The sequence below is a fragment of the Marivita sp. S6314 genome, from assembly GCF_023015985.1.
Classification (GTDB): Bacteria; Pseudomonadota; Alphaproteobacteria; order Rhodobacterales; family Rhodobacteraceae; genus Marivita.
Genome location: NZ_JALKAO010000004.1, coordinates 40,894 through 67,388, shown reverse-complemented (window position 1 = coordinate 67,388; position 26,495 = coordinate 40,894). Strand labels below are relative to the sequence as shown.

General features: G+C 58.0%; 25 protein-coding genes. 4 read left to right on the top strand and 21 right to left on the bottom strand.

Going from position 1 to position 26,495, the window contains the following annotated elements; all coding sequences use genetic code 11:
• Positions 1 to 115: 115 nt before the first annotated feature.
• The 7 genes from MWU54_RS12535 to MWU54_RS12505 form a co-directional block, all read right to left on the bottom strand.
• Positions 116 to 1,087 (bottom strand): PhnD/SsuA/transferrin family substrate-binding protein, encoded by a 972-nt coding sequence (locus tag MWU54_RS12535; protein ID WP_247084257.1) that lies wholly within the window; start codon positions 1,085 to 1,087, stop codon positions 116 to 118.
• 50 nt (positions 1,088 to 1,137) lie between these two features.
• Complete coding sequence (locus MWU54_RS12530) at positions 1,138 to 1,911, bottom strand: ABC transporter ATP-binding protein (RefSeq protein WP_247084247.1); 774 nt, start codon at positions 1,909 to 1,911, stop codon at positions 1,138 to 1,140.
• Positions 1,908 to 2,657 carry an ABC transporter permease subunit gene (locus MWU54_RS12525; RefSeq protein ID WP_247084245.1) on the bottom strand — a complete coding sequence of 250 codons (750 nt, stop codon included), beginning with the start codon at positions 2,655 to 2,657 and terminating at the stop codon, positions 1,908 to 1,910. The genes MWU54_RS12530 and MWU54_RS12525 overlap by 4 nt, the downstream gene beginning before the upstream one ends.
• A gap of 6 nt (positions 2,658 to 2,663) precedes the next feature.
• Positions 2,664 to 3,761: a hypothetical protein gene (locus MWU54_RS12520; protein WP_247084243.1), complete on the bottom strand. Its 1,098-nt coding sequence runs from the start codon at positions 3,759 to 3,761 to the stop codon at positions 2,664 to 2,666.
• Between the two features lie 41 nt (positions 3,762 to 3,802).
• Positions 3,803 to 4,942, bottom strand: a complete 1,140-nt coding sequence (locus tag MWU54_RS12515; protein ID WP_247084241.1) for an FAD-dependent monooxygenase — start codon at positions 4,940 to 4,942, stop codon at positions 3,803 to 3,805.
• A gap of 5 nt (positions 4,943 to 4,947) precedes the next feature.
• Complete coding sequence (locus tag MWU54_RS12510) at positions 4,948 to 5,745, bottom strand: alpha/beta hydrolase (RefSeq protein WP_247084239.1); 798 nt, start codon at positions 5,743 to 5,745, stop codon at positions 4,948 to 4,950.
• A gap of 211 nt (positions 5,746 to 5,956) precedes the next feature.
• Complete coding sequence (locus MWU54_RS12505; RefSeq protein ID WP_247084237.1) at positions 5,957 to 6,556, bottom strand: TetR/AcrR family transcriptional regulator; 600 nt, start codon at positions 6,554 to 6,556, stop codon at positions 5,957 to 5,959.
• Between the two features lie 80 nt (positions 6,557 to 6,636).
• On the opposite strand from MWU54_RS12505, the gene MWU54_RS12500 reads away from it, so the two are divergent.
• A complete protein-coding gene (locus MWU54_RS12500; protein WP_247084235.1) occupies positions 6,637 to 7,257 on the top strand; it encodes an isochorismatase family protein in 621 nt (206 codons plus the stop codon).
• A 44-nt stretch (positions 7,258 to 7,301) separates the two neighbouring features.
• The gene (locus MWU54_RS12495; RefSeq protein ID WP_247084233.1) at positions 7,302 to 8,135 is read left to right on the top strand and encodes an arginine deiminase family protein; all 834 of its coding nucleotides are present in this window, start codon (positions 7,302 to 7,304) and stop codon (positions 8,133 to 8,135) included.
• 225 nt (positions 8,136 to 8,360) lie between these two features.
• Here MWU54_RS12495 and MWU54_RS12490 read toward each other — a convergent pair whose 3' ends face one another.
• The 7 genes from MWU54_RS12490 to MWU54_RS12460 form a co-directional block, all read right to left on the bottom strand.
• A complete protein-coding gene (locus MWU54_RS12490) occupies positions 8,361 to 9,752 on the bottom strand; it encodes a M20 family metallopeptidase (protein ID WP_247084231.1) in 1,392 nt (463 codons plus the stop codon).
• A gap of 10 nt (positions 9,753 to 9,762) precedes the next feature.
• Positions 9,763 to 11,169 (bottom strand): amidohydrolase, encoded by a 1,407-nt coding sequence (locus MWU54_RS12485; RefSeq protein WP_247084229.1) that lies wholly within the window; start codon positions 11,167 to 11,169, stop codon positions 9,763 to 9,765.
• Between the two features lie 18 nt (positions 11,170 to 11,187).
• A complete protein-coding gene (locus tag MWU54_RS12480; RefSeq protein WP_247084227.1) occupies positions 11,188 to 12,192 on the bottom strand; it encodes an oligopeptide/dipeptide ABC transporter ATP-binding protein in 1,005 nt (334 codons plus the stop codon).
• A complete protein-coding gene (locus tag MWU54_RS12475; RefSeq protein WP_247084220.1) occupies positions 12,189 to 13,166 on the bottom strand; it encodes an ABC transporter ATP-binding protein in 978 nt (325 codons plus the stop codon). The genes MWU54_RS12480 and MWU54_RS12475 overlap by 4 nt, the downstream gene beginning before the upstream one ends.
• A complete protein-coding gene (locus MWU54_RS12470) occupies positions 13,163 to 14,083 on the bottom strand; it encodes an ABC transporter permease (protein WP_247084219.1) in 921 nt (306 codons plus the stop codon). Before MWU54_RS12470 ends, MWU54_RS12475 begins: the two co-directional genes overlap by 4 nt.
• Positions 14,080 to 15,045: an ABC transporter permease gene (locus MWU54_RS12465; RefSeq protein ID WP_348647651.1), complete on the bottom strand. Its 966-nt coding sequence runs from the start codon at positions 15,043 to 15,045 to the stop codon at positions 14,080 to 14,082. The genes MWU54_RS12470 and MWU54_RS12465 overlap by 4 nt, the downstream gene beginning before the upstream one ends.
• Positions 15,046 to 15,127: 82 nt before the next feature.
• Complete coding sequence (locus MWU54_RS12460; RefSeq protein WP_247084217.1) at positions 15,128 to 16,711, bottom strand: ABC transporter substrate-binding protein; 1,584 nt, start codon at positions 16,709 to 16,711, stop codon at positions 15,128 to 15,130.
• 176 nt (positions 16,712 to 16,887) lie between these two features.
• Here MWU54_RS12460 and MWU54_RS12455 point away from each other — a divergent pair, with 176 nt between their 5' ends.
• Complete coding sequence (locus MWU54_RS12455) at positions 16,888 to 17,799, top strand: LysR family transcriptional regulator (protein ID WP_247084216.1); 912 nt, start codon at positions 16,888 to 16,890, stop codon at positions 17,797 to 17,799.
• Positions 17,800 to 17,808: 9 nt separating this feature from the next.
• On the opposite strand, the gene MWU54_RS12450 is transcribed toward MWU54_RS12455, so the two are convergent.
• The 7 genes from MWU54_RS12450 to MWU54_RS12420 form a co-directional block, all read right to left on the bottom strand.
• On the bottom strand, positions 17,809 to 19,332 hold the full coding sequence (locus tag MWU54_RS12450; RefSeq protein WP_247084215.1) for a M81 family metallopeptidase: 1,524 nt from the start codon (positions 19,330 to 19,332) through the stop codon (positions 17,809 to 17,811).
• A gap of 154 nt (positions 19,333 to 19,486) precedes the next feature.
• Positions 19,487 to 20,020 (bottom strand): GAF domain-containing protein, encoded by a 534-nt coding sequence (locus MWU54_RS12445; protein WP_247084214.1) that lies wholly within the window; start codon positions 20,018 to 20,020, stop codon positions 19,487 to 19,489.
• 2 nt (positions 20,021 to 20,022) lie between these two features.
• Complete coding sequence (locus MWU54_RS12440; protein ID WP_247084213.1) at positions 20,023 to 21,336, bottom strand: TRAP transporter large permease subunit; 1,314 nt, start codon at positions 21,334 to 21,336, stop codon at positions 20,023 to 20,025.
• A gap of 12 nt (positions 21,337 to 21,348) precedes the next feature.
• Complete coding sequence (locus MWU54_RS12435) at positions 21,349 to 21,870, bottom strand: TRAP transporter small permease (protein ID WP_247084211.1); 522 nt, start codon at positions 21,868 to 21,870, stop codon at positions 21,349 to 21,351.
• Positions 21,871 to 21,928: 58 nt separating this feature from the next.
• Positions 21,929 to 22,831, bottom strand: coding sequence for a TRAP transporter substrate-binding protein (locus MWU54_RS12430; protein WP_247084209.1), 903 nt, complete (start codon positions 22,829 to 22,831; stop codon positions 21,929 to 21,931).
• A gap of 162 nt (positions 22,832 to 22,993) precedes the next feature.
• On the bottom strand, positions 22,994 to 24,010 hold the full coding sequence (locus MWU54_RS12425) for a GTP-binding protein (RefSeq protein ID WP_348647650.1): 1,017 nt from the start codon (positions 24,008 to 24,010) through the stop codon (positions 22,994 to 22,996).
• Positions 24,011 to 24,032: 22 nt separating this feature from the next.
• A complete protein-coding gene (locus MWU54_RS12420) occupies positions 24,033 to 25,274 on the bottom strand; it encodes an amidohydrolase family protein (RefSeq protein WP_247084205.1) in 1,242 nt (413 codons plus the stop codon).
• A 263-nt stretch (positions 25,275 to 25,537) separates the two neighbouring features.
• Between MWU54_RS12420 and MWU54_RS12415 the strand changes: the two genes are divergently transcribed.
• On the top strand, positions 25,538 to 26,449 hold the full coding sequence (locus MWU54_RS12415) for a LysR family transcriptional regulator (protein WP_247084199.1): 912 nt from the start codon (positions 25,538 to 25,540) through the stop codon (positions 26,447 to 26,449).
• The last annotated feature ends 46 nt before the right edge of the window (positions 26,450 to 26,495 follow it).

The following is a 26,495-nucleotide window of genomic DNA, read 5'->3' as shown; positions in this document are numbered from 1 at the left end:
ATCCTGCCGCCCGGCAAGCACGATCAGCCTGGTATCATTGGAAACGAAAAAGGAGCGGGCCACGCATCGCGGGCCCGCTCCGTATTTTTGTCAGACCATCGGGCCTGTCAGGTAGTTACTTCGGGAAAACGGTATCCGGCAGGTCGCCTGCAAGATAGCCGACGCTCTTCAGCAGATCGTAATCCGCCATAAGGCTTTCCTTGGCCTCTGCGGCCGTGCGCACGTCAAGCTGGAACAGACCGGTGGTCAGGAACGCCTCCGCGATGCCGGGCTCCCGCCCTGCGGCAACGGCGCGTGTCTCGACTTCGGCTGGGTTGGCATCCATCCAGTCACCGACTTCAGCCAAGGCCGCCATCAGTTTTTCCATGGTCGCGGCGTCCTGCTGTTCGTGGTTGTAGCTCAGGATATAGCCCCAATCCGCAACACCTTCTTCGCGGCCAAGCGCCTTGGGGTCGGCCACCATCTGAAGGTTGTCAAACTTGCTCAGCGCCAGCAGAACCTGCTCGGCCCGGACAATGGCGAAATCCGCCTTTTCTGCGGCCACCTGAAGTGCGGCTGCAGCGGTGCTGTCGCTGTTGATCACTTCATAATCCTCGCCGGCTTTCAGGCCGAAGTTCCGTTCGATGATCGCCTGAACAACGGTCCAGCTTGACGAACTTGTCTGTGCAACCAGACGGCTTCCCTTGAGGGTTTCGGCATCCCAGGATTTGCCGTTGCTCAGGATCGCATTCGTCGCACGCCCGATGGTGCCCGCAAGCGCAAGCGGCGCGCCTTTGGCAGAGAGCGTGGCAAGCGTTGCCGGTCCGGTCAGCGACACTTCGACCCGACCGAGCGCCAGATCGGAATAAAGCGCGCTGAGGTTTGAATACTCGACGAGGTCCACATTGATCCCGTGTTTCTCCTGAAGATCCGCGCGTTCCCCCAGAAGCGACAGTGGCATCGACACCACCGACGGTGTGCTTGAAGGGATGTATTCCCCGATGGTGACGTTCACCGCATCGGCGGCCTGGACGCTTGATAGCGATCCGGCCAGCAGCGCGGCGGCGGCCATTGGGATGGCGGCCTTGCGAAGGATTGATTTCAGCATTGTAATCTCCTCAGGTTGGACTTTGATTGGTTTTTTGTGCCCGTCTGGCATCAGTCATAGGCAGAGATGCCGCCCTCGGGCGACAGCATCAGATCGCGGATCTGCTCTCGCAGGACGGTGAACTCCGTGGTGCCGACTTTTGGCTCGTTTGCGGTGTGATATTCCGCAAGAATGCGCGCGGGTCGCCCCAGAAGAATGACCCGATGGGCCATTTGAAAGGCCTCTTCGATATTGTGGGTCACGATCATCGCCGTCTTGCTTTCTTCCTCGGCAACCTTGATGAAATCCTCTCGCAATACGCGCGCGGTCACTTCATCAAGCGCCGAAAAGCTTTCATCCAGCAGCACCAGCGCGGGGTCGATGGCAAAGGCACGGGCCAGCGACACACGCTGGCGCATCCCGCCGGAAAGCTGGCTTGGAACAAGATCATACGCATCCTCAAGATGCATCTTGTCGAGCCAGAGGCGGGCATTCGCCTCGCGCTTTTCCTTCGCCACACCTGCAATTTCCTGTCCCACGGCCACGTTTTGCACGGCGGTGCGCCAGGGCAGAAGGCGGGGTGCCTGGTAGGCCATACCGATCACGCCCCGCAGGCTTTTGTGCTGGACAAACGGGTCAATCCCGTCGATCCGCACGGTCCCCGACGTTGGCGCGAAATTTCCGACAAGCAGATTAAGAATGGTCGATTTTCCGGCGCCCGTTCGGCCCAGAATGGCGACCCGTTCACCCCGGTGGATCTTGAAGTTGAACCGCTCGATCGCGATATTGTCGCCGAACGCGTGATGCACCGTGTCGAAATCGACAATCGTATTTGAACCGGTCATCGGACAACCGCCTCCGCACGCCAGCGCAGGGCGCGTTTTTCAATCTGGCTGATGATGCGGATCAGCACAAAGTTGAGAAGAACCAGAAGGAATGCCCAGGCAAACAGCGCGTCGATGCTGAAATTCGACTGTGCGGTGGCCATCGCCCGGCCAATACCGTTATTGGCGGCCAGCACTTCGGCCAACACCATAAGCTTGAGAGTCATTGCCGCCGTTGAGCGCATGGCGATGATGAGGTGTGTCACCGATTGCGGCAGCAGCAGAATGCGCAGGGTCTGCATCCGGTTCGGGCGAAACTGCTCAATGGCTTCAAGAATATCGCGATCCATATCCCGCACGCCTTCGTAAACGGCGATCACGAAGAACGGGAATGCGATGATGAAGGTGACAAAGCCGATCCGTGCCTCGACCGATTGCATCCACAGCACGGCAAACAGGATCCAGGCCAGGGCTGGAACCGCCTGAACAATGGAAATGAACGCCTGCATGAAGCGCCCGAAGGTTTGCCGAAACGCGCCCATCAATAGCCCGACAAGCCAGCCGCAAAAGATCGCCATTGCAAAGGCAACAAGGTACCGCAGAAGCGTGACCGCAACCTCATCATATTGCGTGGTAATGATCTTCCAGAACGCCGCAGCAATCGCGGGCAAGGGTGGAAAGACGAACGGATCAAAGCTTTGCGAGGCGATCCACATGATCGCAAGCATCAGCGCCGATGCTGACAGAACGGGCCAGTATCTTGCCATCGACCTCTACTCCCCTTCCGCCGTCGCAAGGGTCTTGGCAGGCGCGGGGTCGTCCATCAGACGGTCGATGGGGCGCAGGAACTGCCCCCGCTCCATCCGCTTGTCGCCATCGACATACAGCGTTGGTTCAAGGATGACGCCGTCGAGGTGAATGTTCGACAGGATCGAACCACCCACATCCACATTGGTGCCCAGCCCGAAATGCATGGTGCCAAGCACATTCTTGTCCTCGCGCTGGATGCCGCGCACCAGTGCCTTGGAGTTGATCCCGACAGACGCCTCTGCCGGGCAGATATAGGCGTTCTCATCGCCGTATTCGGCAAGATAATTGCGCAGGAAATGCGCCTCTGCCCCGCCATCGATTCCCACGATGCGGCCCTTTTCGACCGTCAGTTCAATCGGGTCATACAGCCGCCCCGTTTGGTGCATACACAGATCGAAAACCAGCTTGCCTTCGGCGGTGAACTCGACCGGCGGCACGTTGAATTCGCCGTTGGGGAAAAGAAACCGCAGCATGTTGGATTTGCGGTTCTGCACCTTCGACACATTCTGGATCTTGTAAGGCACAAAATCGTCGCCCGGAGGGTTGGGAATGAAGATGCGGTTTTCCACTGAATAGGTGAAATCGGTGCCGTATTTCGACGTCACACGACAGGTCTTCGCGTCTTTGCCGAAGATGTTGTTGGCGACGTAGTACTGCCGCATCGCCATTTCTTTCTGATCCTCGGTCACCGCACCCGACTGGAACATTTCAAGCGTCATGCCACCGTCCATGCACAGCACCGGAACACCGGCGTTCATCGCATCGGAATTGGCATGGGCGTGCAGCATCCCCGTTGAAGCCAGCAGGATGTTCAGATCGACCTTCTGCATTGCCTCGCAGACAGCGGCGGGCGGGTCGTAATAATCCGCCGGGCGCGGATCAAACAGCGCGAGCGTGGCGTCGGCTTTGAGTTCCGACAGGATCGACATGATCGCCTGCCAGACGCGCGGATCATGGGCCGTGTCGGTCACGACAAGCACTTTCATGCCTTCGGTCACATTGGCGAGGATGGGACGGCGGAGATATTCCAGCGTGCCTGTCATCATGGAATTAAAGCTCATGTGTCGGTCCTTTTCGGAAAACGTCTGGGGGTGGCTGTGGCTCAGCCCGGTATGTCAAGCGGCGCGGTCCAGGCGTCATAGGAAAACACCTTGTCCTGTTCGCGCCGGAACTGGTCGATATCGTTGGTGCCGGATGCGGCCTGAATCCAGCTGGCGCGCGGCTTGCGGATCGCTTCGTATTTTGCCAGCGCAGGTGTGATGTCACCCTGCCCGGCGCCCTCAAGACAGCGCGCGAGGATCGCCGCGTCCTCGATGGCCATGCCCGCGCCCTGCGCCATGTAGGGGGTCATCGGATGGCAGGCGTCGCCCAAAAGCGCGACGCGTCCTTTGTGCCATGTGGGCAGCGGTTCACGTGACACCAGCGCCCATTTATGCGCCGACGGACACGCGTCGAGCACGGCGCGCACTTCCTCGTGGAACCCCGCATAGGTGCGGCGCAGCTCGTCCATATCGCCGGTGGTTGACCAAGACTCGATGCTGTAATCCGGCTCGGGTGTGCTGGTGACGAAATAGATCTCGTCGCGCGCCTCGTTCAGGTAATAGATGACGATATGGCGGTCGTCGGCCATCCACTTGGTCGAGGCCTCAATCTCGCGCCCGTTCATCAGGCTGGCGGGAAAGGTGGTGCGATATGCGACGCGCCCGGTATAGCGCTGCTCGCCGGGGCCAGCGACCGCATCGCGCACAACAGAATGCACCCCGTCTGCCGCGATCATCACATCCGCCTCGGCGCTGGTGCCATCGGCGAAGTCCATCCGTACGCCATCGTCACCCTGTGCAAACCCGGTCAGGGTCTTGCCCAGCTTGATATACGTCTCGGGTACCTTCGAGGCGAGCGCGCTGTGCAGCTCGGCCCGGTGTAACAGCAGCTGCGGCGCGCCGTATTTCTCCTCATACGTATCGCCTTGAAGCCGCTCCCAGCGGATTGTCCCGTCTGCCGCATCCCGGTAGCGCGTCATCTCCGGGCGAAAGGACACATCGCGCAGCCGTTGCTCAAGCCCGATACCGCGCAGCGCCTTGACGGTGTTTGGCCCCTGCTGGATGCCCGCGCCAAGCCGTGTAAAGGCCGGTGCCTGTTCATAGACAGTGACATCCTGCCCCTTGCGCAACAGCATTGCAGCGGCTGCAAGGCCACCCATTCCAGCGCCGATCAGCGCCACGGAGAGAGGTTTCTCAGCCATGTTTTTCAGGTCTCCTCCATTTGTTCATCGGCAAGCTTCAGGGCGAAGTGCCGGAGCAATTCGGCAAAGTCCGCCGGGCGTTCGAACGGCGTCAAATGACCCGCACCTTCAATTGTGTGCAGGGTTGCGCGCGGCAAAAGTCCGGCCAAGGCACGGGATTTTTCGGCGGGAATGGAGCGGTCGTCACCACCTGCAACGACAAGGCACGGCACTGTAATCGTCGGCAGCACCGCGCCAAGATCGAGATTACCAATCGCCTCCCAGCAGCGTGCATGAACGTCCGGATCACCGGCCAGAAGCATCTCGCGGATCAGGGCCATACCCTTGGGATCCGCCGCAGCGACGTCCGGCGCAAACCACCGTTCCAGACAGGTGTCCACAACGGCGTTCATCCCCTTGCGCGCCTCTGCTGCGCGCTGGCGCATGGCAGCGCGTCCCTGTTCTGTCTGGGTGAAATTTGTGTTGGCCAGAACGAGGCCCCGCACAAGGTCGGGCGCGCGGGTTGCCAATGCCTGCGCAATCATGCCGCCAAGAGAGCATCCGACCACAATCGCGGGGCCAAGCCCATCGGTGCGCATCGTATCCTCAACCGCTGCGGCCAGCCCCTCAATACTGACGGACCCATCCGTGATTGGACTGGTGCCGTGTCCCGGAAGATCGAAGGCGCACAGCTCAAGCTCACCCTTCAGTTCGTCCGCCATCCGCGCCCAAAATCGACGATCCAGCCCGATGGGATGAAGCAGAACCACGCGCGCACCGGTGCCGGTGCAATCATAGGCCAGATGTCGGGCGGCCAAAGTCATGGCTTTCTATCCAGTTGTATCGTTTTACGGAACGCAAATATCTTTATATGAAACAATATGGAGTTTCTCGATTCTGTCAACAAATACAAAATCTGTCCGCAAGCAGGCCTGAAGCGGGGGATCGGCGCGGCCATGGTCGGTTTGGTCGTCGGGCGAAAAACAGTGGGTGACGTCAGGACCTACACCAGATCGTCACCTGGGTAAGACGGTCTTAGGCGCGATCAATTCGCAAGATGCCCCGGGCCAGTTTGGTGGCGATTTGCACAGCTTTTTCCGGCGTCATCCGCCCGGGATTCATGCAGCATTCAAGCCATAAACCGTCCGTTATCGCGATGATCCCGTCCGCAACATCGTCTGTCGCATCGGGATCGCTGCTATGTTGGGCGATGAGGTCACAAAGCAGCCGCCGCGTTTGTGCATTGGTTTCGGCCTGCACCTCTGCAAATCGCGGGTTGGTCAGAACAAGTCCCCAAAACGCCACCAGAACCCGCATTTTTCGCACATCTGACAAATCGCTTGGGAACAGAGCCTGGATCACGCTTTCCAAGGCGGCACCAACGTCGTTGGGATAAAGGTGCAGCGCGTTCGAAATGCGGGTCACCGTGCGTTCATTCAGATGGCGATAGGTTTCGACCAGCAGACCTTCTTTGCTGCCAAAGTGGTGTTTGACCAGCCCGGGTGTCACACCGGCATGATCGGCAATCACGCGCACGGTTGTGCCGTCCTGACCGAAATTGGCCATGCACGACAGTGCCGCGTCGATCAGTTTGGCGCGGCCCAAAGGCATGTCGCGTGGGGTTTGTTGAACCATGTGCCGGTGTCTTTCTACCGCAAGATTGCATTGACTATACATGTGTATAGCACGTACAGAAACGCAACGAGGAGAGAAACATGATTTCGAAATTTGACGCGTCCACCGCACTGCTTTTGATCGACGTCCAGAAGGGCATCAATGACACCGCGTATTACGGTGGCCCAACCGGCAGACGGAACAATCTGGACGCCGAATCCAACATCATCTCGATCCTGAACAAATGGCGCCCCTCCGGTCGGCAGGTGGCCTTTACAAAGCACGATTCAATCGAAGACGGCTCGCCTCTCAAACTGTCACTGGAAAGCGGTCAGCAGCTTGACGGTATGGAAACCCAAGCCGGTGACATCGTTGTCGAAAAGTCCGTGAACAGTGGATTTATCGGAACATCGCTAGAGCTTGATCTGCGCCGCGCGCGCATCCAACGCCTTGTTGTTGTGGGATATTTCACGAATATCTGTGTCGAAACAACGGTGCGCATGGCAGGCAATATGGGGTTCGACACCTACCTGGTGCACGACGCCTGCGCCACGATGAACAGCATCGGCCATGACGGTCAGGACTATGATCCTGACCTGGTCCACAACATGGCCATCGCAAGTCTGCACGGCGAATTCTGCACGGCGATCAGCACGAAAGATGCGCTTGGCTTGTGCGACGTGGACGCCGATCATCTTGATCGGGTTCAGGGCAACGAATGATGTATCGTGTCTCTTCCATGACAGCGCCGCTGCGGAAAGTTGCGGTGAGAAAGCCAAGTGCATCCCTGATCAACGCGGACCCTGCGGTTTGGCACTATGGTCCGGAGTTCAAGTCCGATCTGGTCGCAGAAAACCATGCGGCTTTTGTGAAAACGTTGACCGATGCAGGGGTTGAAATTTTCTGGATGGCAGAGGATGACGGCGGCATTGCGGATGCCGTGTTCACCTATGATGCGTCCTTGGTGACGCCGGCAGGCGCGATCCTGATGTCCCCCGGCAAAGTGCTGCGCGCAGGCGAACAACACCTGCACCGTGCCTTTTACGACGCGCATGACATTCCGATTGTTGGGGCCATCACCGGCACCGGGCGCGCTGAGGCGGGCGATACCCTGTGGCTGGATGACGAGACGCTGATCATCGGCCGCGGGTTTCGGACCAACACTGTGGGCGCAGGCCAGATCCGGGACATCATGGCGGACCTCAAAATCGATACGCATGTCTTTGATTTGCCTGTGTATACGGGCGCCGAAGCCTGCCTGCATCTGATGTCACTGATCAGTCTGGTTGATACAAAAACCGCGTTGGTGTGCATGCCGTTGTTGCCTGTCGGATTGCTTGAGTTGCTCAACGACAAGGGCTTTGACCTTATCGAGGCCCCGTTTGCCGAGTTTGAGCAAAGCGGAGCGCTCAGCACAAATGTTCTGGCCACCGCCCCTGGCGAATGCATCATGCTAGACGGTCTGCCCGAAACACACGCCGCACTTGTGGACGCGGGTATCAATGTCCGTCTGTTTCGCGGCGATGCACTTTGCATCGGGTGTGAAGGAGGCCCCACGTGCCTGACACGCCCGCTGTTGCGAGAGCCTATCGCGGTCTGACCGAAGTGGTCTAGAACCTAGGACCACCTCTCGCAGCACGGGCTTGTTGCCTGCGCTTTGGCCGTTGGGATTGTCTTCTGGATCAGGGCACGAGACTAAGATTATCCCTGCCCCGATTTAAGAACATGGTTTTCGTTAGTAGCGCCGCCTGATCTGAACACGTGTGGCGATCAATCTGCGGCGCTGCAGAATGCCGTCGCCCGTCGGCGATGCATTGGTTATTCCCTACCCTCGAACAGGGGTTTTCCCCGCACCGATGTCCCAGAACAGCCCTGCCATCAGCCTGAGCGCGTCCCGCGCCACAGGTTTCAACAGGTGCTCGTTGGGCGCATGCTGCGAACAGGCGCGGTAGGAGTGCGGCACCCAAACGGTGGGCAGTCCCAGAATATCGGCGAAAACTTCGTTTGGCAGAGAGCCTGCCAGATTGGGCAGGATATGCGGGGCTTTGCCCGAGGTTTCCTGTATTGACCGCGCCACAAACGTCACCCAAGTGTGACCCGGTGGCAGACGGGTTGCATCGAAAAAACCGCGGTCATGCGGAGCAATCTCAACGGCTGTGAACCCGTGCGCATCCAGATGACGGCGCAGGGATGGCAGGATGTCAGCCTGATCGGTGCCCACAACATAGCGGAGCTGGCACGCCGCGACCGCGCGCGCAGAGATGGCGTTGACCGGTGCTTCGGGCACGCCGCTTTTCATCGCGAGAACGGCAAAACTGTTCCAGCCGAACACGCGCTCTGCCGGGGTCAGATCTTCTTCGCCCCAATCGGGGTCAATGCTTGGACCGGTCTCCCCGTCGACAGGCAGGTCGCGCAGGGCTGCGCGAATGTCATCGGTCAGGCTGGTGGGCCGCCATTCCGGCACCCGAATTTGGCCGCGTGCATCTGTGATGACAGACAAAGCTTGGGCAAGGATCATCGCCGGATCTGCCAGCAAGCCGCCCCAGTTTCCCGAATGGTGCGCGCCGTCGCGCAAATCAACCACCAGATCGAAGGACACCCCGCCGCGCGCGCCCATGAACAGTGTTGGCGTGTCCGGTTGCAGGCGCGGGCCATCCGACGCGATCAGGACGTCGGCGGCAAGCGCGTCTTTGTGAGCTTCGCAAAACGCAGCGAGGCCCGGAGAGCCCATTTCTTCGCCCATCTCAACCAGAAACCGACAGTTGAATCCCAAGGCGCCCCTTGTCTGCAACACCGACGTGAGCGCTGCGATATTGATCAGGTGCTGGCCCTTATTGTCCGCCGTGCCGCGCCCATAGAGGCGGTCGCCTTCTTCGACCAGCCGGAACGGATGCAAGCCGTCCCGCCACTGATAGGTCTGCGCGCGGATGACGTCGCCGTGGCCGTAGGACAGGAGTGTGGGCAATGCATCATCTTCGATCCGCTCGGCCACCAAAATGGGACCAGCGCCCACAACCGGATTTGCGTGGATCGTACAATCAAACCCCAGCGCCTCAAGCCGTGGAACGAGCGCTTTTGCCAAGTAACGCGGAAGCGCCTTTGCCTGTTCCGGCGTCTGGCTTTCGGTCTCATGCGCAACAAGCTCGGCCAAATCGGACACGAACTGGCCGGCGTCGAAATAGTCTGAGACGGCGTCGATGGCCCCTGTGCGGGTCATGGTGCGGATCTCACACCGGGGGATGCACGTCGTCGGGGATCGGGCAGGTATAGGGCGTCTCTTCCAGATGGTCCTGATGCACGGTTTTTGCGGCACTGATCAGAGACGGGTCTTCAACCAAACGACAGGCCGTCGCCGCCATCGCTTTGGCCGCGTAGATCAGGCCCTTATGCGCCGCCGGAGTCTTGCCCTGTGCCACGGTTTGCCAGGTATGAAACGGCGTGCCGATGGCGCAGGTTGCGACGCGCGCTTGCACCGTTGGCACCGCCCAGCTGACATCGCCCACATCCGTTGAGCCTTCGCCCCCATCACTGTGGCGATCCAGCGGCGCTACGAAATCACACAGCGCCAGTCCCTTTTTCGGCTTGGCCCCGATACGTTTGAACGTTGCCGCGATGTCGGCATCCGTGAGTGTTGTCTGGATTTCGCGCGCGAAGACCTCATCATCGGCGTCAAAGGGCACAGGCCCCAGCTTCTCAAGCTCGCGCTGCATCGTTTCTTCCAGCGCGCGGTTGCCCAGCAGGTTGGACACGCCCGAGAACACCTGAGAGGTCACTTGTGTTTCTGTCATCAGCGCCGCGCCGTCGGCGATTTTGCGTACCCGGGCAATGAGATCATAAAGCTCAGGCAAGCTTTGCGCCCGGATCAACTGGCGCACGGTCGCCTTGGCCTGCACGACATTGGGCGCAACACCCCCCGCATCCAGATAGGCATAATGGACCCGCGCATTGTCGGGCATGTGTTCGCGCATGTAGTTGACGCCGATGTTCATCAACTCGACCGCATCAAGGGCTGATCGACCAAGTTCCGGTGCAGCGGCAGCATGGGCGGCTTTGCCGTGAAAGGTGAAATCAATGCGTGTATTGGCCAGCGAATTGGCTGCGTTCACGCCGGTAAATGTCGCCGGATGCCAGGAAATCGCCGCGTCCACATCGTCAAACAGGCCTTCACGAACCATGTAGGTTTTGGCAGCACCGCCCTCTTCTGCCGGGCACCCATAATAGCGCACGCGCGCCTTGATGCCGTTTTCCGCCATCCAGTCTTTGACGGCCGTGGCAGCCAGCAGCGCCGCAGCCCCCAGAAGGTTATGCCCGCACCCATGCCCGTTGCCGCCCTCCTCAAGCGGTTGGTGACTGGCCACGCCCGGCGCTTGACTGAGCGCGGGCAACGCATCAAATTCACCAAGGATCGCAATGACCGGCCCTTCGTCACCGGCTTCACCAACCACGGCTGTCGGGATGCCCGCCGCGTTCTCGGTGATCCTGAACCCCTGTTCTTCAAGCATACGCTTGTGTTCGGCGACTGATTTAACCTCTTTGTACAAGGTTTCGGGTGTGTCAAAGACGCGGTCTGACAGATCAGTGAAGGCATCACGGTGGCGGTCGACATGGTCCCAGATGGGGTCAGTGTTTTTCACGTTCAGACTCCGGTAGATTTATACGGTTTCGGTATGTTCAAGCAGGCAAGCTGTTTCACGCCCGTCACGGCCTGTTTGCAAAACGGGAACTGTCTTGCGGCAGTCCGCAGTGGCCACGGGGCAGCGCGGATGAAACGTGCAGCCGGGTGGTGGATCGAGGGGTGACGGGATTTCACCCTTGATCGGCGCAAAGTCGCGGCGTCGCTGATCCAGTCTCGGCGCTTCGGCAAGAAGCGCTTTGGTGTAGGGGTGGCGCGGGTTCGAGAAAAGCTCTTCGGTCGTCGCGGATTCGACAATGCGGCCCAGATACATGATCGCGACCCGATCGGCGATGTGCTCGACCACGCTGAGATCATGGCTGATGAACAGATATGTGAGGCCAAGTTCTTCGCGCAGATCCATGAACAGGTTGATCACCTGCGCCTGGATCGACACGTCCAACGCGGCAATGGCCTCGTCACAGACCAGGAATTTCGGTTTTACTGCCAACGCGCGTGCAATGCCGATCCGCTGGCGCTGGCCCCCCGAAAACTGGTGGGCGTAGCGTTTCTTGAGCGAGGGATCGAGGCCAACCTTGCGCATCACGTCATCGACATAATCCGACAGCTCGGATTTGCTGACGATGCCGTGCAATTGCGGCGCTTCGCCGATGATTTCCTCCACACGCATCCGGGGGTTGAGGCTGGCAAACGGGTCTTGGAAGATCATTTGGATCGCCAGAGTTGCCGCGCGCTTTTCAGCACCTGTGATCGTGGCCAAGTCCTTTCCTTGGTAGAACATCTGCCCGTCACTCGCGGCATGGATGCCGGCGACAACACGGCCAAGCGTGGACTTTCCGCAACCGGATTCGCCCACCAGCCCCAGAACCTCTCCCGGTTGAATGGCAAGCGAGACATCATCGACGGCATGCACCGTTTCTTCGCGCACATTCGCGCCCAGCTTCTGAGCAATCTTCCCAGCCACATCGAGCCGTTTGGTAAATCGCTTTGAGACGCCCCGAATTTCAACGATTGGAACGCTCATGACACCACCTCTGCCTGGCGTTGGGGATTGAAACACCGCAAGCGGCGTCCATCGACATCCTCAATCGCGGGCTCTTCCCTGCAGGCCTCGGTGCGGGCATGACACCGGGGGCCAAAGGCGCAGCCCTTTGGCATATCAAGAACGTTGGGTGTCATGCCTTCGATTTGAAACAGGCGCTTGCCGCGTCGGTTTGCCGTTGGAACGGACCCAAGCAGACCGACTGTGTAGGGATGGCGCGGTCGGTCGATCACATCATCAATGCCGCCCTGTTCCACGATGCGTCCCGCATACATGACCGAGATCCGGTCCACGAGCCCGGCCACAACAGCCAGGTCATGCGTGATCCAGACCATCGCGGTTCCGGTGCGTTTGGTCAGTTGTTGCGCTTCATAGATAATCTGCGCCTGAATGGTCACATCAAGCGCCGTCGTCGGCTCATCGGCGATGATCAGATCGGGTTGGTTCAGGAACGCCGTCGCAATCGCCACGCGTTGCCGCATACCACCCGACAATTGATGCGGATAGGCCCGCAGGCGTTCTTCGGGCGACGGAATACCAACCAGACCAAGTGCGTCGCGGCTTCGTTCCCAGGCGGCCTGGCGCGTCACATTTTCATGCGCAAGGATCGCCTCGATCATCTGCGTATCCACCCGCAGAACCGGATTGAGCGTCATCATCGGATCCTGAAAGATCATCGAAATCCGGTTGCCCCTCAGGCGTTGGAATTGCTCCTCGCCGGCGTTCGCAAGCTCCTGACCATTGAACTTGATAGACCCGTCAACGATGCGACCCGGCGGGTCAATCAGGCCAAGGACGGAGAACCCCGTTATGGATTTTCCCGAGCCGGATTCCCCGACAAGTCCCATGATTTCACCCTTGGACACCGAGAAATCGACACCGTCGACAGCCTTGACCACACCGGCGCGGGTAAAGAAGTGCGTTTTGAGGCCAGAAACGTCCAGAACCTTCGTCATTTCCGCATCCTCGGGTTAAGAACGTCTCGCAAATGGTCTCCGACCAGATTGATTGAAACCACGGTGAACAGAAGCGCGAGACCGGGGAAGACAGAGATCCAATACCTTCCCGACAGCATGTATTCGAACCCGTTGGCGATAAGAACGCCAAGGGAAGGTTCGGTCTGCGGCAAGCCCACGCCGAGGAACGACAGCGTCGCTTCAAGCGAGATCGCGCTGGCGGTCTGCACCGTCCCCACAACGATCAGCGGTGCCATGCAATTGGGCAGGATATGGCGGAAGACGATGCGGGCTTTGGAGATGCCCAGACATTGCGCGGCTTCCACATATTCCTTGCCACGTTCCACAAGCGCTGTCCCCCGCACCGTGCGCGCGTAGTAGGCCCATTGGGCCACGACGAGGGCGAGGATGATTTTGTCGACCCCTTTGCCAAGGGCGGCCACAAGCATCAACGCAACAAGCGATGCGGGAAAGGACAGTTGCAGATCAACAATCCGCATGATGATCGCCTCGATCCGTCCACCGGCATAGGCTGCGACAAGGCCGATCACCGTGCCGACCAACAGCGCAATGACCCCGGAGGCCAGCCCGACGGCCAGGGAAATGCGCAACCCGTAGAGGATCGCGGAATAGAGGTCCCGCCCTGCCCCGTCTGAGCCAAGCCACATAGTATATCCCGCGAACGCCTCGGATCCCGGCGCAAGGCGGCCATCCATGACGTCAACCTGCGCAAGATCATAGGGGTTCTGCGGCGTGATCCACGGCGCGAGGACGGCCAGCAGGACAATGACGCCGAAGGTCGCGAGCGCAAAGGTGGCGACACGGCTTTCGAAGAATTCAGACCGGAAGCGTTGAAACGGTGTTTCGACCTTCGCGGCGTCCGGTGTGGCGGGGGTGGCGGCCGTCATATCAGTCATGCGCCCTGATCCTGCAAGCGGACCCTCGGATCGAGGATCGAGTAAAGTATGTCGACCAGCAAATTGATCAGAACGAAGAACATCACGATGATCATGAGATAGGCGACGACAATCGGACGATCGAGTTGGAGGATCGCGTCGATCAGCAACTTACCCATGCCGGGCCATGCGAAGATCGTTTCGGTGACAACCGAGAACCCGATCAGACTGCCGAACTCCAACCCCATCACGGTCACCACCGGGATCATGATGTTCTTCATCACATGGACAAAGATAATGCGCCGGGTCTTGAGACCCTTGGCGCGGGCATATTTGACGTAGTCCTGACCCATCGCTTCGCGCACACCCGCCCGTGTGAGACGAATGGCGAGAGAGATTTTAAGAAGCGCGAGGTTGAGCGCCGGTAGGAAAATGTGGCTCAGCCCGTCAGCCGTAAAAAGGCTGCTCTGGATGCCCAGAAAAGACCCCAGATCGCCGCGCCCCGTGGCAGGCACCCAGCCCAGCTCCACCGCAAACAACATGATCAGCATCAATCCGACCCAGAAGGTCGGAAGTGAAAACCCAACGATGGACCCCGCCATGATGCCCTTGGAAATGGCATTGTCAGGATACAGCCCGGCATAGAGCCCCAATGGAATGCCGATGACGATTGCCAGCGTCAGAGCGGTGAAAGCCAACTCCATGGTCGCTGGCATGTGCTGCAGAATGAGTTGCAACGCGGGTTCGCCGAAGATGAAGCTATTTCCAAGATCACCTTGCACGGCTCCTTTCAGAAACAGCAAATACTGCTCCCAAATGGGTCGATCCAAGCCAAGCCGTTCGATTGTGGCGGCGATCTCTGATTGATCGGCTTCGGGGTTCACCAGCATATGAACCGGGTCCCCTACGACATTGACGCCAAAGAACACGATGACCGACATCAGGAACACAACAAGAATTGCCTGAAGTAGGCGCCGGATCACAAATACCGTCATCAAATCATGCCTTGAGAGAGAAAATGGGAGACGGGCCGCGACACAGCGCGGCCCGAAAGTATCGTCGCGCTTATTCTTTCACGACACCCATCGCCAGCGTGTATTCGTCTGTACGCGCAATATAGCGAATGCCCTCTCTTGAGGCCCAAGTGTTCACCTGGAAGTGGGTCGGGATGATCGCTACGTCGTTGATCGCGATTTCGGTTGCCCGCGCGAGCAGCTCCTCACGCTTGGCATCATCCACGGTGCGCAGTGCTTCTTCGATCAAAGCGTCTGTTTCCGGGTTGGAATAGCGCCCGCGATTGGATGATCCAAAGCCCTTGTCCGGGTTGTAGGTGTGGATCAACGACTTCAACGGCGAGGACGCTTCGCTTGACCCTGCGCCCCAGCCAACAAGGATAAAGCTGAACTCTGGCAGATTACCTTCGGCACCGCGGGACGCACGGCCAAAGTAGACAGAACGCGGCATCGTCTCGACGGCGGTCTTAATCCCGATACGTGTGAGCATCTGTGCCACCGCTTCGGCGACTTTGGCGTCGTTGATGTAGCGGTCATTGGGACCGTGGATCGTCATTTCGAACCCGTCACCATAGCCCGCTTCCGCCAACAGCGCCTTGGCACCTTCGGGGTCGTAGGCGACAACTTCAAGATTGTCCGACACACCAAAGAAGCTGTCAGGCAAAAGCTGGCCGGCTGGCAGCGCCACGCCTTCCATAACACGCTCAACAATCGCATCGCGATTGATCGCCATGCTGATCGCCTTGCGAACCCGCTGGTCCATGAGAGGGTTCTTGATATCCCCGCCGCCATTGGCCTTCACGTAAGGCGAGTTTTCGCGGAACTGGTCCATGTGCAGATAGATGACCCGGTTGGACACGCCCTGGCTGATCACCAAGTTGTCGCGCGCTTTCAAAGTCGTGATGTCTGTCGTCGGAACGGACGCGATCATATCGACGTCACCAGCAAGAAGTGCGGCCACGCGGCTGGGCCCGGACGAAATCGGACGGAACTCAACCTCAGACCAGACCGGAACAGTGCCCCAATAATCGTCATTGCGTTCAACGACGATGGACTCGCCCGGCGTATAACTCACGAACTTGAACGGACCGGTTCCCACCGCTGCGACACCCGAGTTGAAGTCCTCGGTCGCTGCATCACACCCCGTTTCATTTGAGATGATGCGGATCGTTGAGAGATCGTTGGGCATCAGCGGATATGGTTCGGGCGTCGTGAAATGGACTGTAAGCTCATCGATTTTCTCGACCGACTTGCCTTTGAGGTATGTGCCAAAGCTGGACGGTGAATTGGGCACATTTGGCGCGCGCTCGATGGTGCAGACCACGTCATCGGCGTTGAAGTCGGACCCATCGTGGAATTTTACGCCTTCGCGCAGTTTGAATTCCCATGTCAGATCGTCAATCGGCTTCCATGAGACCGCAAGGCCCGGGACCAGAACCTGCTCTTCCGTTTGATCGACGAGGCGATCAAAAATGTGGAGTGTCATGGCATTGTTCGGGCCAAGGTTGTGAAAATGCGGATCCATCGCCGTGGGCTCGGAGGCCAGACCAATTGTCAGCTTTTCGGCAAAAGCCGTGCCGGCGCTGAGAGCGAGAATGCTGGCCGTGACAGCCGTGGCAGCTGTGAGTTTCTTCATGGAAATACTCCCTTCTGATTGCGCGCTTATCCGAACCGATTCTCGGTTTCTCTTGCGCCTGAGCGAATGGTTAACTATCAAAAGTGCATCGCCAACAAAAAACACTATGCAAATTTGGATAGACCAAGTCGGCGCGTGACCGTCTGAGCTGAGTTTCGAGCAGGGAAAAGTGTCAAATGCCCTCACACCGGCACAGACTTCGCGAATTTGAAGCCCTGCGCGCGGTCGTCACAACCGGCACGACCGTCGGGGCTGCAAGGATGCTTGGAATATCCCAATCTGCAGTAAGCCGCGCCTTGACCCAGCTGGAAGAACGGGCCGATAGACCACTTTTTATCCGAAAGTCCGCACGCATCGAACCGACATCCGAGGCGCTCAGACTGAACGAAAAACTGGATCCTCTGTTTGAGACGCTGGCCGAAGTTGAGGGGGCGAATTGGGTAGCCCCCGACAGCCAACCCCTGCGCGTTGTGGTGCCCCCTACCCTGGCCCACCATTTTATCATCGCAAAGGTTGCGAGTTTCCTGAAGCAGAATCCCGGCAAACAGTTGCATCTGGACATTCAGTCGTCTGATGCTCTTCTGAGCGGGATCCTGGATCTTCGATATGATTTGGGCGTCACCAGTTCGATATCGCAACGCACCGGGATCATTGTTGAACCCTGGCGACGCAGTCAGGTTGTCTGCGTCATGCCCATCGGTCATCCGCTGTCTGATCTGGACGTCATCACGCCAAGGGATCTTGAAGGGATCGACCTTGTTGCGTTCCTGAGGCGGTTGGGGACACGGGCCCTCACAGAACAGATTTTTGCACGTTACGGCATTCAACCGCGACAGGTTGCCGAAACCGCGACAAACATGGCCGCCATTGATCTGGTCCGGGAAGGGATGGGCGTAACCTTGGTGAACCCATTTCCAATTTTGAGTTCTACAATGGAGGGGATTGTGGTGCGTCCCTTCGATGCGGCAATTCACTATCACACCAGCTTCGTACTGCCTTCAGGGCGCACGCCGAACCACCTTGCCCGCCAGTTCATTGCGTTTATGAAAGAAAACACGCCAGAGGATGCCTATTCCGAGCCTATTTAGCGATGGCGCTTACGGCCAAGAGACGTCTTCATCCATCGGATGGTTTGGCCGTGGCAGATGCTGAAACGACCACCGGTCATGTATCGGACTGGTCAAACCGGCCGTATCGACCTCAAAGACCTGTGACGGCGAAAACCATTTCGAGAACCCGGCCCGAAAGTGTCCGCGGGATTTGACGACCACTGTGCGCGCAGCCGCGATATCCAAGCCGAAAATGTGAAAGAAGACGGGATCGGATGTCTGTGTCCGGTCGGTGATCACCACGACCGTGATGCCGCCGATACGCAACGCCGCCGAAGGGCCCAAGGCGAGCCTGCGCCCGGCTGTCATGCCGCGCTCGCCGATCGTGTTCCCGTCATGAAGCGCCAAAACTTCGGCTTCGGCCTCAAACGGTGTGTCCCATTGCGACCAACTCTGGCTAATATCGACGTTGCGGTTGAACCGTGCTGTGAACGTGTTGCCGATACCCGCATGATGGGCGTCCCGCGCCAGGTCCGGATCGCAGAAAGAACCCACCAGGCAGTCTTTAATCCCCGCCTCGTGAAACGCCGCCAACAGCGCGGTCGTCCTGCCACTGCCACCGCCGCCTGGATTGTCGCCCGCATCAGACAGGATCACCGTCATGCGATCAGTCTTGGCGGCAAGTTTGACAGCGTCGTCCAGACACATCAGCTCCCGCACAAAGTCCGCCCGCAAGGACCACGCCAATTCAGCGATCTCCGCCGCAAGGTCTTGCGCCGCCTGCGCCTCTTCGCGCGCGGTGACGACGATGCTCACCCCGTTGTCAGGCGTATCCGAAAACAGGAAATTCCCGAAAACCGACACATTGAGAATTTGCCCGCGATATTCAGCCTGCCGCCGCTGGCCGTAATCAATCAACGTCCCATACGGATGCTCGGCAGATAACAACGTCACCGATGATGGCACCAAGGGCAGCTTTACATGAGCAATCTGGGGCTTTGCCCGCATGGCCAACTGCCGACGAAGCGAAAACGCCGCTTCTTCGCCCCGCTCGATCTGGTCCACATGTGGGTTCGTCCGATATCCGACGATGAGATCGCACGCGTCGACCATGCGCTCTGACACATTTGCATGCAGGTCAAGGGTCGCGACAATCAGAACATCGGGGCCAACAACCTCGCGGATGCGGGTCATGAGCAAGCCGTCCGGGTCCGGATCGTGTTCCGCGACCATTGCGCCATGGTTGCAAATGTAGACGGCATCCACCTGCCCTGCTGCGCGCACCATCTCTTCGTTCGTGGCGATGATCTCTTCGATCACATCCTGACGCACCGGGCCTGCCGGGTGGCTGGCGGCCAGCAAGCAGGGCACCGGTTCCCAATCGCCAGTTGCGTCCATCGCGCGGACAAATGCCGCGAACTCGGTTGCCAGTTTCGGCGTTGCCGATCTGGCCTCTGCCATCAAATCTGCCCCGGCGAGCCAGGTCAGCGAGGTGAAGTCGTCCCGTTCCGCCGGCGGTGCAAACCGATTGGATTCAAGAACAGCGCCAAGCAGAGCGATCCTGGGTTTCATTTTGTGCCCCCCTTCGAGACAATACCGTCCAAACCAACTTGACCGTATCCTGCTTAAACGCGCTTCTGAACACGCTTTCCGTCACGCAGGTTCTCGCGTTTCATAGACAGCTTACCTCGGTTTTTCCGAGTTCGGCAGCGGGCCAAACCCAATTCTAACCCGCACGTTCGCAGGTTGAGCCCGCAACATCCAATGTGCCAAGCATTTGAAGCCCATGTGCCACAAATGGGGAAAGGAACCGCAGGTTTTCGACGTCTTGATGTGTATAGCGATCCCGCTCGGCGCTCAGGCTCAATACCCCGATCGTGCGGGCCTTGACGCGAATGGGTATGCAAAGGCTGGTCTCACGCCCCATGCTGAGTGACTTTTCAGCGTCGGGATACGCCCATCTGAAGTCATTGGCCCCCTTCCCCAGCCACGCCTTACCCTGCTCTTGCACAAGCGTGCCCCAGGGTGTGCCACCCATTTGTTTTCTGCCACCGAGTGGATAGTTCTCAAGATCAGTGCTGTAGACCCGTTCAATTTCTCCGCTGGCGGGAAAATACCGCAGAACGGTCAGCAACATGAACCCAAACTGCGCGCGACAGAACTTTTCGGTGGCCAGGAAAATACCCTCGGCGCTGACTTCTTCCTCATGCGCTGACAGCACGGCACGAAAGTCGCCCAAGCTTAGTGATTTATGAAGCATGATTATGACCCGTAGATCAGGTTGGGGAACCAAAGAGCGATCTGCGGGAATATTGCCAGGAGGAAAACGCCCAGCACCATGAGCAGGAAGAACGGAAAGGCAGAGCGCGCGACGCGCCCGATGGGATATCCCGTAGCGCCTTGCAGAACAAACAAGTTGAAGCCAATGGGCGGCGTTATCGCTGCCATTTCGATCATCAGAACCAGATAGATGCCGAACCAAACCGGATCGAACCCTGCCTGCACAACAAGCGGCAGTGCAATTGGCAAGGTCATGACAACAATGGAGTTACCCTCAAGAAGCAGCCCCAAACCGAGGTAGAACACCGAAAGAATGGCAAGCAGCCCCCAAGGCGAAAGCTCCAGCGATGCGATCCCGGCGGCGACATCCTTGGGGATGTGCAAAAAGCCAAGCGCTGTGGACAGCACGGCTGCGGCAATCAGCAGGATGCAGATCATTGTTGAAGTCTTGAGCGCGCCCATCAGGGACTCGACCATCAGGTTCAAAGAAAACTGACGCGTCAGAACGACCAGGATCAGACTGACGCACACACCAACTGCCGCAGCCTCTGACGGCGTGGCAACACCCGTGTAGATGGACCCCAGAACGATGGTCATCAGCAGCAGGATCGGAAAGAGATCCCCAAGCGCAGAAAGATAGTCCCGCAACGCGTATTGCTGCGCTTTTTCCGGGGCGATGGAGGGGTTAATCCACGCACGCACCGCGATGTATACCGTGAACAGGCCACTGATCATCAAACCGGGGAACACGCCCGCAGCAAACAGTTTCGCCACGGATTGCTCGGCAAGAATGCCATAGACGATCAGAACCAGCGAGGGCGGTATCATCAGGCCAAGACTACCCGCACCCGCAAGGGATCCGACACTCAGTGATTTGTCATATCCACGATTGAAAAGCTCACGGGTTGTGATTTTCCCGACAGTGGCCGTCGTTGCCGTTGATGAGCCCGAAATCGCGGCGAACATGGTGCAGCCCATGACGTTGGTGTGCAGCAATCGACCCGGGATCATGTTCACAAAGGGCGACAAGCCCCTGAACAATCGCATCGAAATATCTGTCCGAAACACGATCTCACCCATCCATATGAACATCGGGATCGCGGATAGTTCCCAGGCTGCGGCATACCGATTGAAAATCGCCGCATTGATCGTACCGATCCGCACGAGGTCCATATCGCCCAACGTGTAAAGCGCGACGACTGACACGAGCAGAATGCTGGCGAAAACCCAGATGCCCAGCGAAAGGAAAATGACAAGGAATGCAAAAACGGCAAAGCCAGCGACAACGGATTCCATGAAACCTTTTCCTCAGTGTTCTTGGTCGTTTGCATCGATTTTGGCAAACGAAGGGTGGTTCGTGGCGCTTTGGAGACCGTGCGCAACGAGTTGAAAGAAGAAGAGGATCAATCCGATCATGATGATCGATTCCGGAATCCAGATAGGGACTTCAGCAGACGAGGCCGACACTGTGCCTCTGGTCCAGGCACGGGTCACGCGAAGCCAGAACATCCAGGCCAGCCCCAGAATGAGAAGTGCCGTTGAGAAGGCTGCAAACGTCATAAGAGCGCGTTCAGCCCTTGCTGAAAGCCTGGACGTCAGCAAGTTGATGCGGATCATCTTGCCGCTTTCAAGGGGGTATCCCAGTGACCAAACGATACAGATCGACAGTCCGTATCCAAGGAATTCATCCTGCACGAATGTCGATGTCGAGAAGAAGTGACGCAGTAGGATTTCAAAGGCGATGAAACCCACCATGCAAACCAATGCAAGAGCGGCGACCACTGCCGTCACTTGTGAAATCCGAAAGACAGTCAAGTACAGTTTTGACATGTGTGCCCCGCCCCGTTGCGTTTCGAAAGGGCGCATGATGCGCCCTTCCGCCATTCAGTCAGTTGGTTTCGCGATAGGGTGTCAGGATCGAGACCGCCCGGTCTCCGATCTTTTCGGCCCATGCATCAACAACGGGTTTGGCCGTCTCGTTAAGGAAGGCGCGGAATTCCTGGGGCACATCTTCGTTAATGGTCATCCCATTGGCGCGCATTTTCTCGAAGTCCTTCGCGATGCTGTTGGAGGCAAGGTCCCAGCCCATCGCCTCGGCCTTGACCGCCGCAGCAAGAACCTGGTCGCGCTGGGCCTCGGTCAGACCGTCCCAAACGTCTCGGTTAATGTGAGTGGCTTGAAGCCCGGTTGAGTAGTTGACCGGGGTGAAATGCGACTGAAGTTCCCACAGCTGAACACCAACGCCACCGTTCGCAGATGTTAGCACCGCTTGAATCGCGTTTGTCGACAGCTGCGCAGGAACCTCAGACCACGCGAGTTTGATCGGAAATGCGCCGACGCCTTTCAGAAGCTCCGTCGCGGTGACATCGAAGGTCCGGATCTTCACTCCGACCAGGTCTTCGGCAGACCCAAAACTCTTGTTTCCCCACAGCCCGGCGGGCGGCCAAGGGGTCGCGAACAAGAAGACTTGTCCATTGTCCTCCAGGACCTTTGAGTAGTGAGGCTTGGCAATGTCATAAAGGCGACGCGCGTCGTCGATTGTCGGTGCAAGGAATGGCAACGAGGAAATCTGAAACAATGGGTCGATGCCCAGCCACTGGGAAAATGGCGATGTCGCAAGCTGGATTGCGCCGTCACCGACGGCATCAAAGTGCTCAACTGTCTTGTAGCCCAGCGCACCGCCATGATGGACGGTGATCTCGATTTCACCGTCGGTCTGCCTGCCAACTTCTTGCGCCAGGAAGTCTGCAACTTGTCCGTGAATGGACGTGGCCGGGTATTCATTGGCCATGTCCCAATTCTGCGCGGCAACGGGAGATGTGATCAGGCACACCGCTGACACTGCGGCTCCCAGAAGGGCCGATTTGAAGGTATTCATCATTTTTCTCCTTGTTGTTCAGCTATTGAATGCGAAGCCGAACGTTTTTTTGACTTTGAAGGCTGGCGGCAATCGTTACCCCGCCCGCTCCAAAGCAGGGCTCGTGGTCACGAGCAGGTCGTCGACATCAGATTTGCAGACCCCATCGGTGATAAACACAACCCGGGACCGCCGGTCCTCGCTTGGCCATGCGTCGAGTTGTTGTGGAGGGTGGAAAAGATGCTGGATGCCGTGGATAACATAGGGCCGATCCGGCGAGTCCGTCATGTTCAGGAACCCCTTGATTCTGTGCAGTTTCGGCCCGAATTTTTGAGTCAGCGTTTCAATCCATTCTGAAATGTCATCCCAGTCCAACGGCTCATCCCGCGAAACGCAGAAACTGGTTAATGCGTTTGTGTCATGGCCTTTGACCAACCCCCCCGTTCGGTCTTCATTCTGCAGCCATTGCCGCACGTCTTCGGGTTTCGACGGAGCAAACAAGGGCGTGTCGAGGCGATCGAAATCGGTGTCATCCAGGGAAATTCGATCGATTGATGCGGATGGATTGATCCACCGAAGATAGGACGACAGATCGTCCAACGCGTCGTCTGTGACCAAGTCGCTTTTGGTGATCAGGATGCGATCCGCAATCGCGGCCTGCCGTGCCGCAATTTCATTGGAGTCCAACGTGGATTTGCCGAGGACTGCATCAACGGTCGCAACGATGCTGACCAATTCACTCGACAGCATGACTTCCAGATTGTTCATCATGCTGTGAATGATCGGGACCGGGTCAGCCAGACCCGTTGTTTCAATCACGATGCGTGCGAAATCCGGCAGATCGCCGTTGCGCACCTGCGCATTCAGATCCAGCAGCGTGCGAATAAGATCGCCGCGCACGGTGCAGCAGATACACCCGTTTTCAAGCAGGACGACGTTTTCTTCGGATTGCCGGATCAGTTCGTTATCAATGGCAATCTCGCCGAATTCATTCACGATGACGGCCGTCGTTCCTTTTTCGACCGTCGACAAAAACTTGTTCAGGAGTGTCGTCTTACCGCTGCCAAGATGACCGGTAAGCAAAATGATCGGTTTTCTGTTTTGATCCAGCACAGGTGGCACCTTTCGAATTGGATTACGTCGTCAGAGTGTTCTTGAAAAATTTGCCGCCCTTCATGATGACATCGAGCTTGCTGCCCTGATCATCGAACACGGACAGGTCCGCGAGCGGGTTGCCATCTATGACGAGGAGATCCGCATGTGCGCCGGGGACAAGTTCCCCGAGCAATCCTTCGTGGCGCAGAATGCGCGCGTTGACGATTGTTGCGGCTTCTATCGCGCCGCCCGCCGACTGAACCTCTGCCTGCAGGGCCAGCCCACTGCATTGCCATTGCTGCGTGTGGAAAGACAAGTCGGTGCCGTACCCGATGGGCACGCCTGCCGCGCGACAGATTTCCAGCGATTGCAGCCCAGCCGCATGCACCTCGTCATTCTTGCGAAGGCTGACTTCCGATTTCCCGGACGCCGGTCCCAGCTTCTTTGTCACGTCATATGTGATAAGCGTCGGGACCAGGTACGCATCAAGGTCGGACATGGTCTTGGCAGTTTCAGGCGTGATAAAGTTGCCGTGCTCGATGGTGCGAATTCCTGCGGCGAGGCCCCTTTTGATTGCATCATCCGAATAGGCGTGCCCCGCCACATAGACGCCCCATCGAGTGGCCTCTTCGACAATCGCCTCCAGTTCATCCGACCGATATTGAAGGCTGTTCAGCGGATCGTTGGGCGACGCGACACCGCCGCTTAACATCACCTTGATCTGGTCTGCGCCCTTTCGCAGTTCATCGCGGACCGCTTTGAGAACCTCGGGCAAGCCGTCAGCGATGATCGAAAACAACTCAGACGCCGAACAGCAGGCGTAATCTTCTGTCGTCACGCTGGCTTCTCGGAAGTCACCGTGCCCACCGGTTTGCGTGATGCTGCGCCCGGATATGAACAGCCGCGGCGTGTCAATGTAGCCCGAGGCTGAGGCGTCCCGCATTCCGAAGTCACCACCGGCCATATCGCGCACCGTGGTGAAGCCGCGCATCAACATGCCTTTGAGCACAAAGGCGGCTTTGGCGGATGCGTATGTCACCGGCACCGTGCGCGCCAGACCAAGGTTCATTTCGTTCATGAACATATGGACATGCGCATCGATCAATCCGGGGCAGATGGTTTTTCCCGCGATGTCGATCCGGACTGCACTATCGCTCTTGATCGGCGTCTCCGACACTTCTTTCACGCGACCGTCCTCGACAAGAACGTCAACGCCCTCGATGAGATCTGACTGTCGGGGATCAAGGAGATTACCGCCTGCAAAGAGTATCGTTTCTGCCATAGTCGTGCGGTGCTTTCCTGTTTGAGCCCTAACCGACCGGTCGCCAAGTCAGGGGTCTGAGACGACGATTGCTGCTGGTCCAAGCGGACCAAGTCTTGAGCGGACAACGCGTGCTTCTTGGCAAACGGACGTCCGTTATGCGCTACGGCGTCAGAATAGCTTAGCTGAAAAATCATAATCAATAAGGAAGCCAATGCAGTATTGCATAGGACTATCCTGTCCGTGTAACGTCCGGACTCTAGGCAGTTTTGAGGAGACTTCCGTTGCGCGCGACCCACCGGCGATTGAGAGAATTCGAGGCGCTTCGGGCGCTGATCGCCAGCGGAACGACTGTTGGAGCCGCCCGTCGGATCGGTGTTTCGCAGTCCGCAATCAGCCGCACGCTTTCGCAACTTGAAGAACGGACCGGTCGCACGCTTTTTGTAAGATCGCCCGGTCGCATTCAGCCAACGCCAGAGGCTTATCGCCTCAATGAAATGCTTGACCCCCTGTTCGACGCGGTCAATGCCATTGACCATATCGACTGGTCAGCAACAGACAAACAACCGCTTCGCCTGGTCGCGCCGCAGACGCAGGCACAGAAGCTGCTTATCCCATGCGTCGCCAAGTATCTGAAACGCTATCCGGGGCAGAAGATCGAGCTTGATATCAAGACAACCGATGTGGTGATTTCGGGCATTCTGGACTCCAGCTATGACTTGGGCCTGTCCAGTGGCAACATTCAGAACACCGGCGTGACCTATGTGCCTTGGCGGCAGTCAAAAGTGGTTTGCTTGCTGCCTTCGGACCACCCTCTTTCAGAGAAAACCCATATCGAGCCGAGTGACCTGCATGGAATGGACATGGTGGATTTTCTGGGCACGTTCGGGACGCGTGCTCTGACAAATCAGATCTTGAGCAAGACGGGCGTAAGGCCAAACATCGTCGTCGAAACGACAACCGCCATTGCCGCATTGGAGCTGGTCCGCCAAGGTGTCGGGCTTGCGCTCGTGAACCCTTTCCCGCTGCTCTCGGGCGAAGAGAATGGTATTGTTATCAAACAGTTTGACGCGCCGGTCGTCTACCAGACCAACTTCGTTCTTCCAAAGAAACGAAAAACAACCGATGCCGCGCGCCATTTCATGCGGTTTGTTCAATTGACGACAGAGCAATACCAATACTCCGAGGACATCTGAGCAACCCGCCAAGCAGAGAACGCAATCGGTCACTTCGGGACCAGCC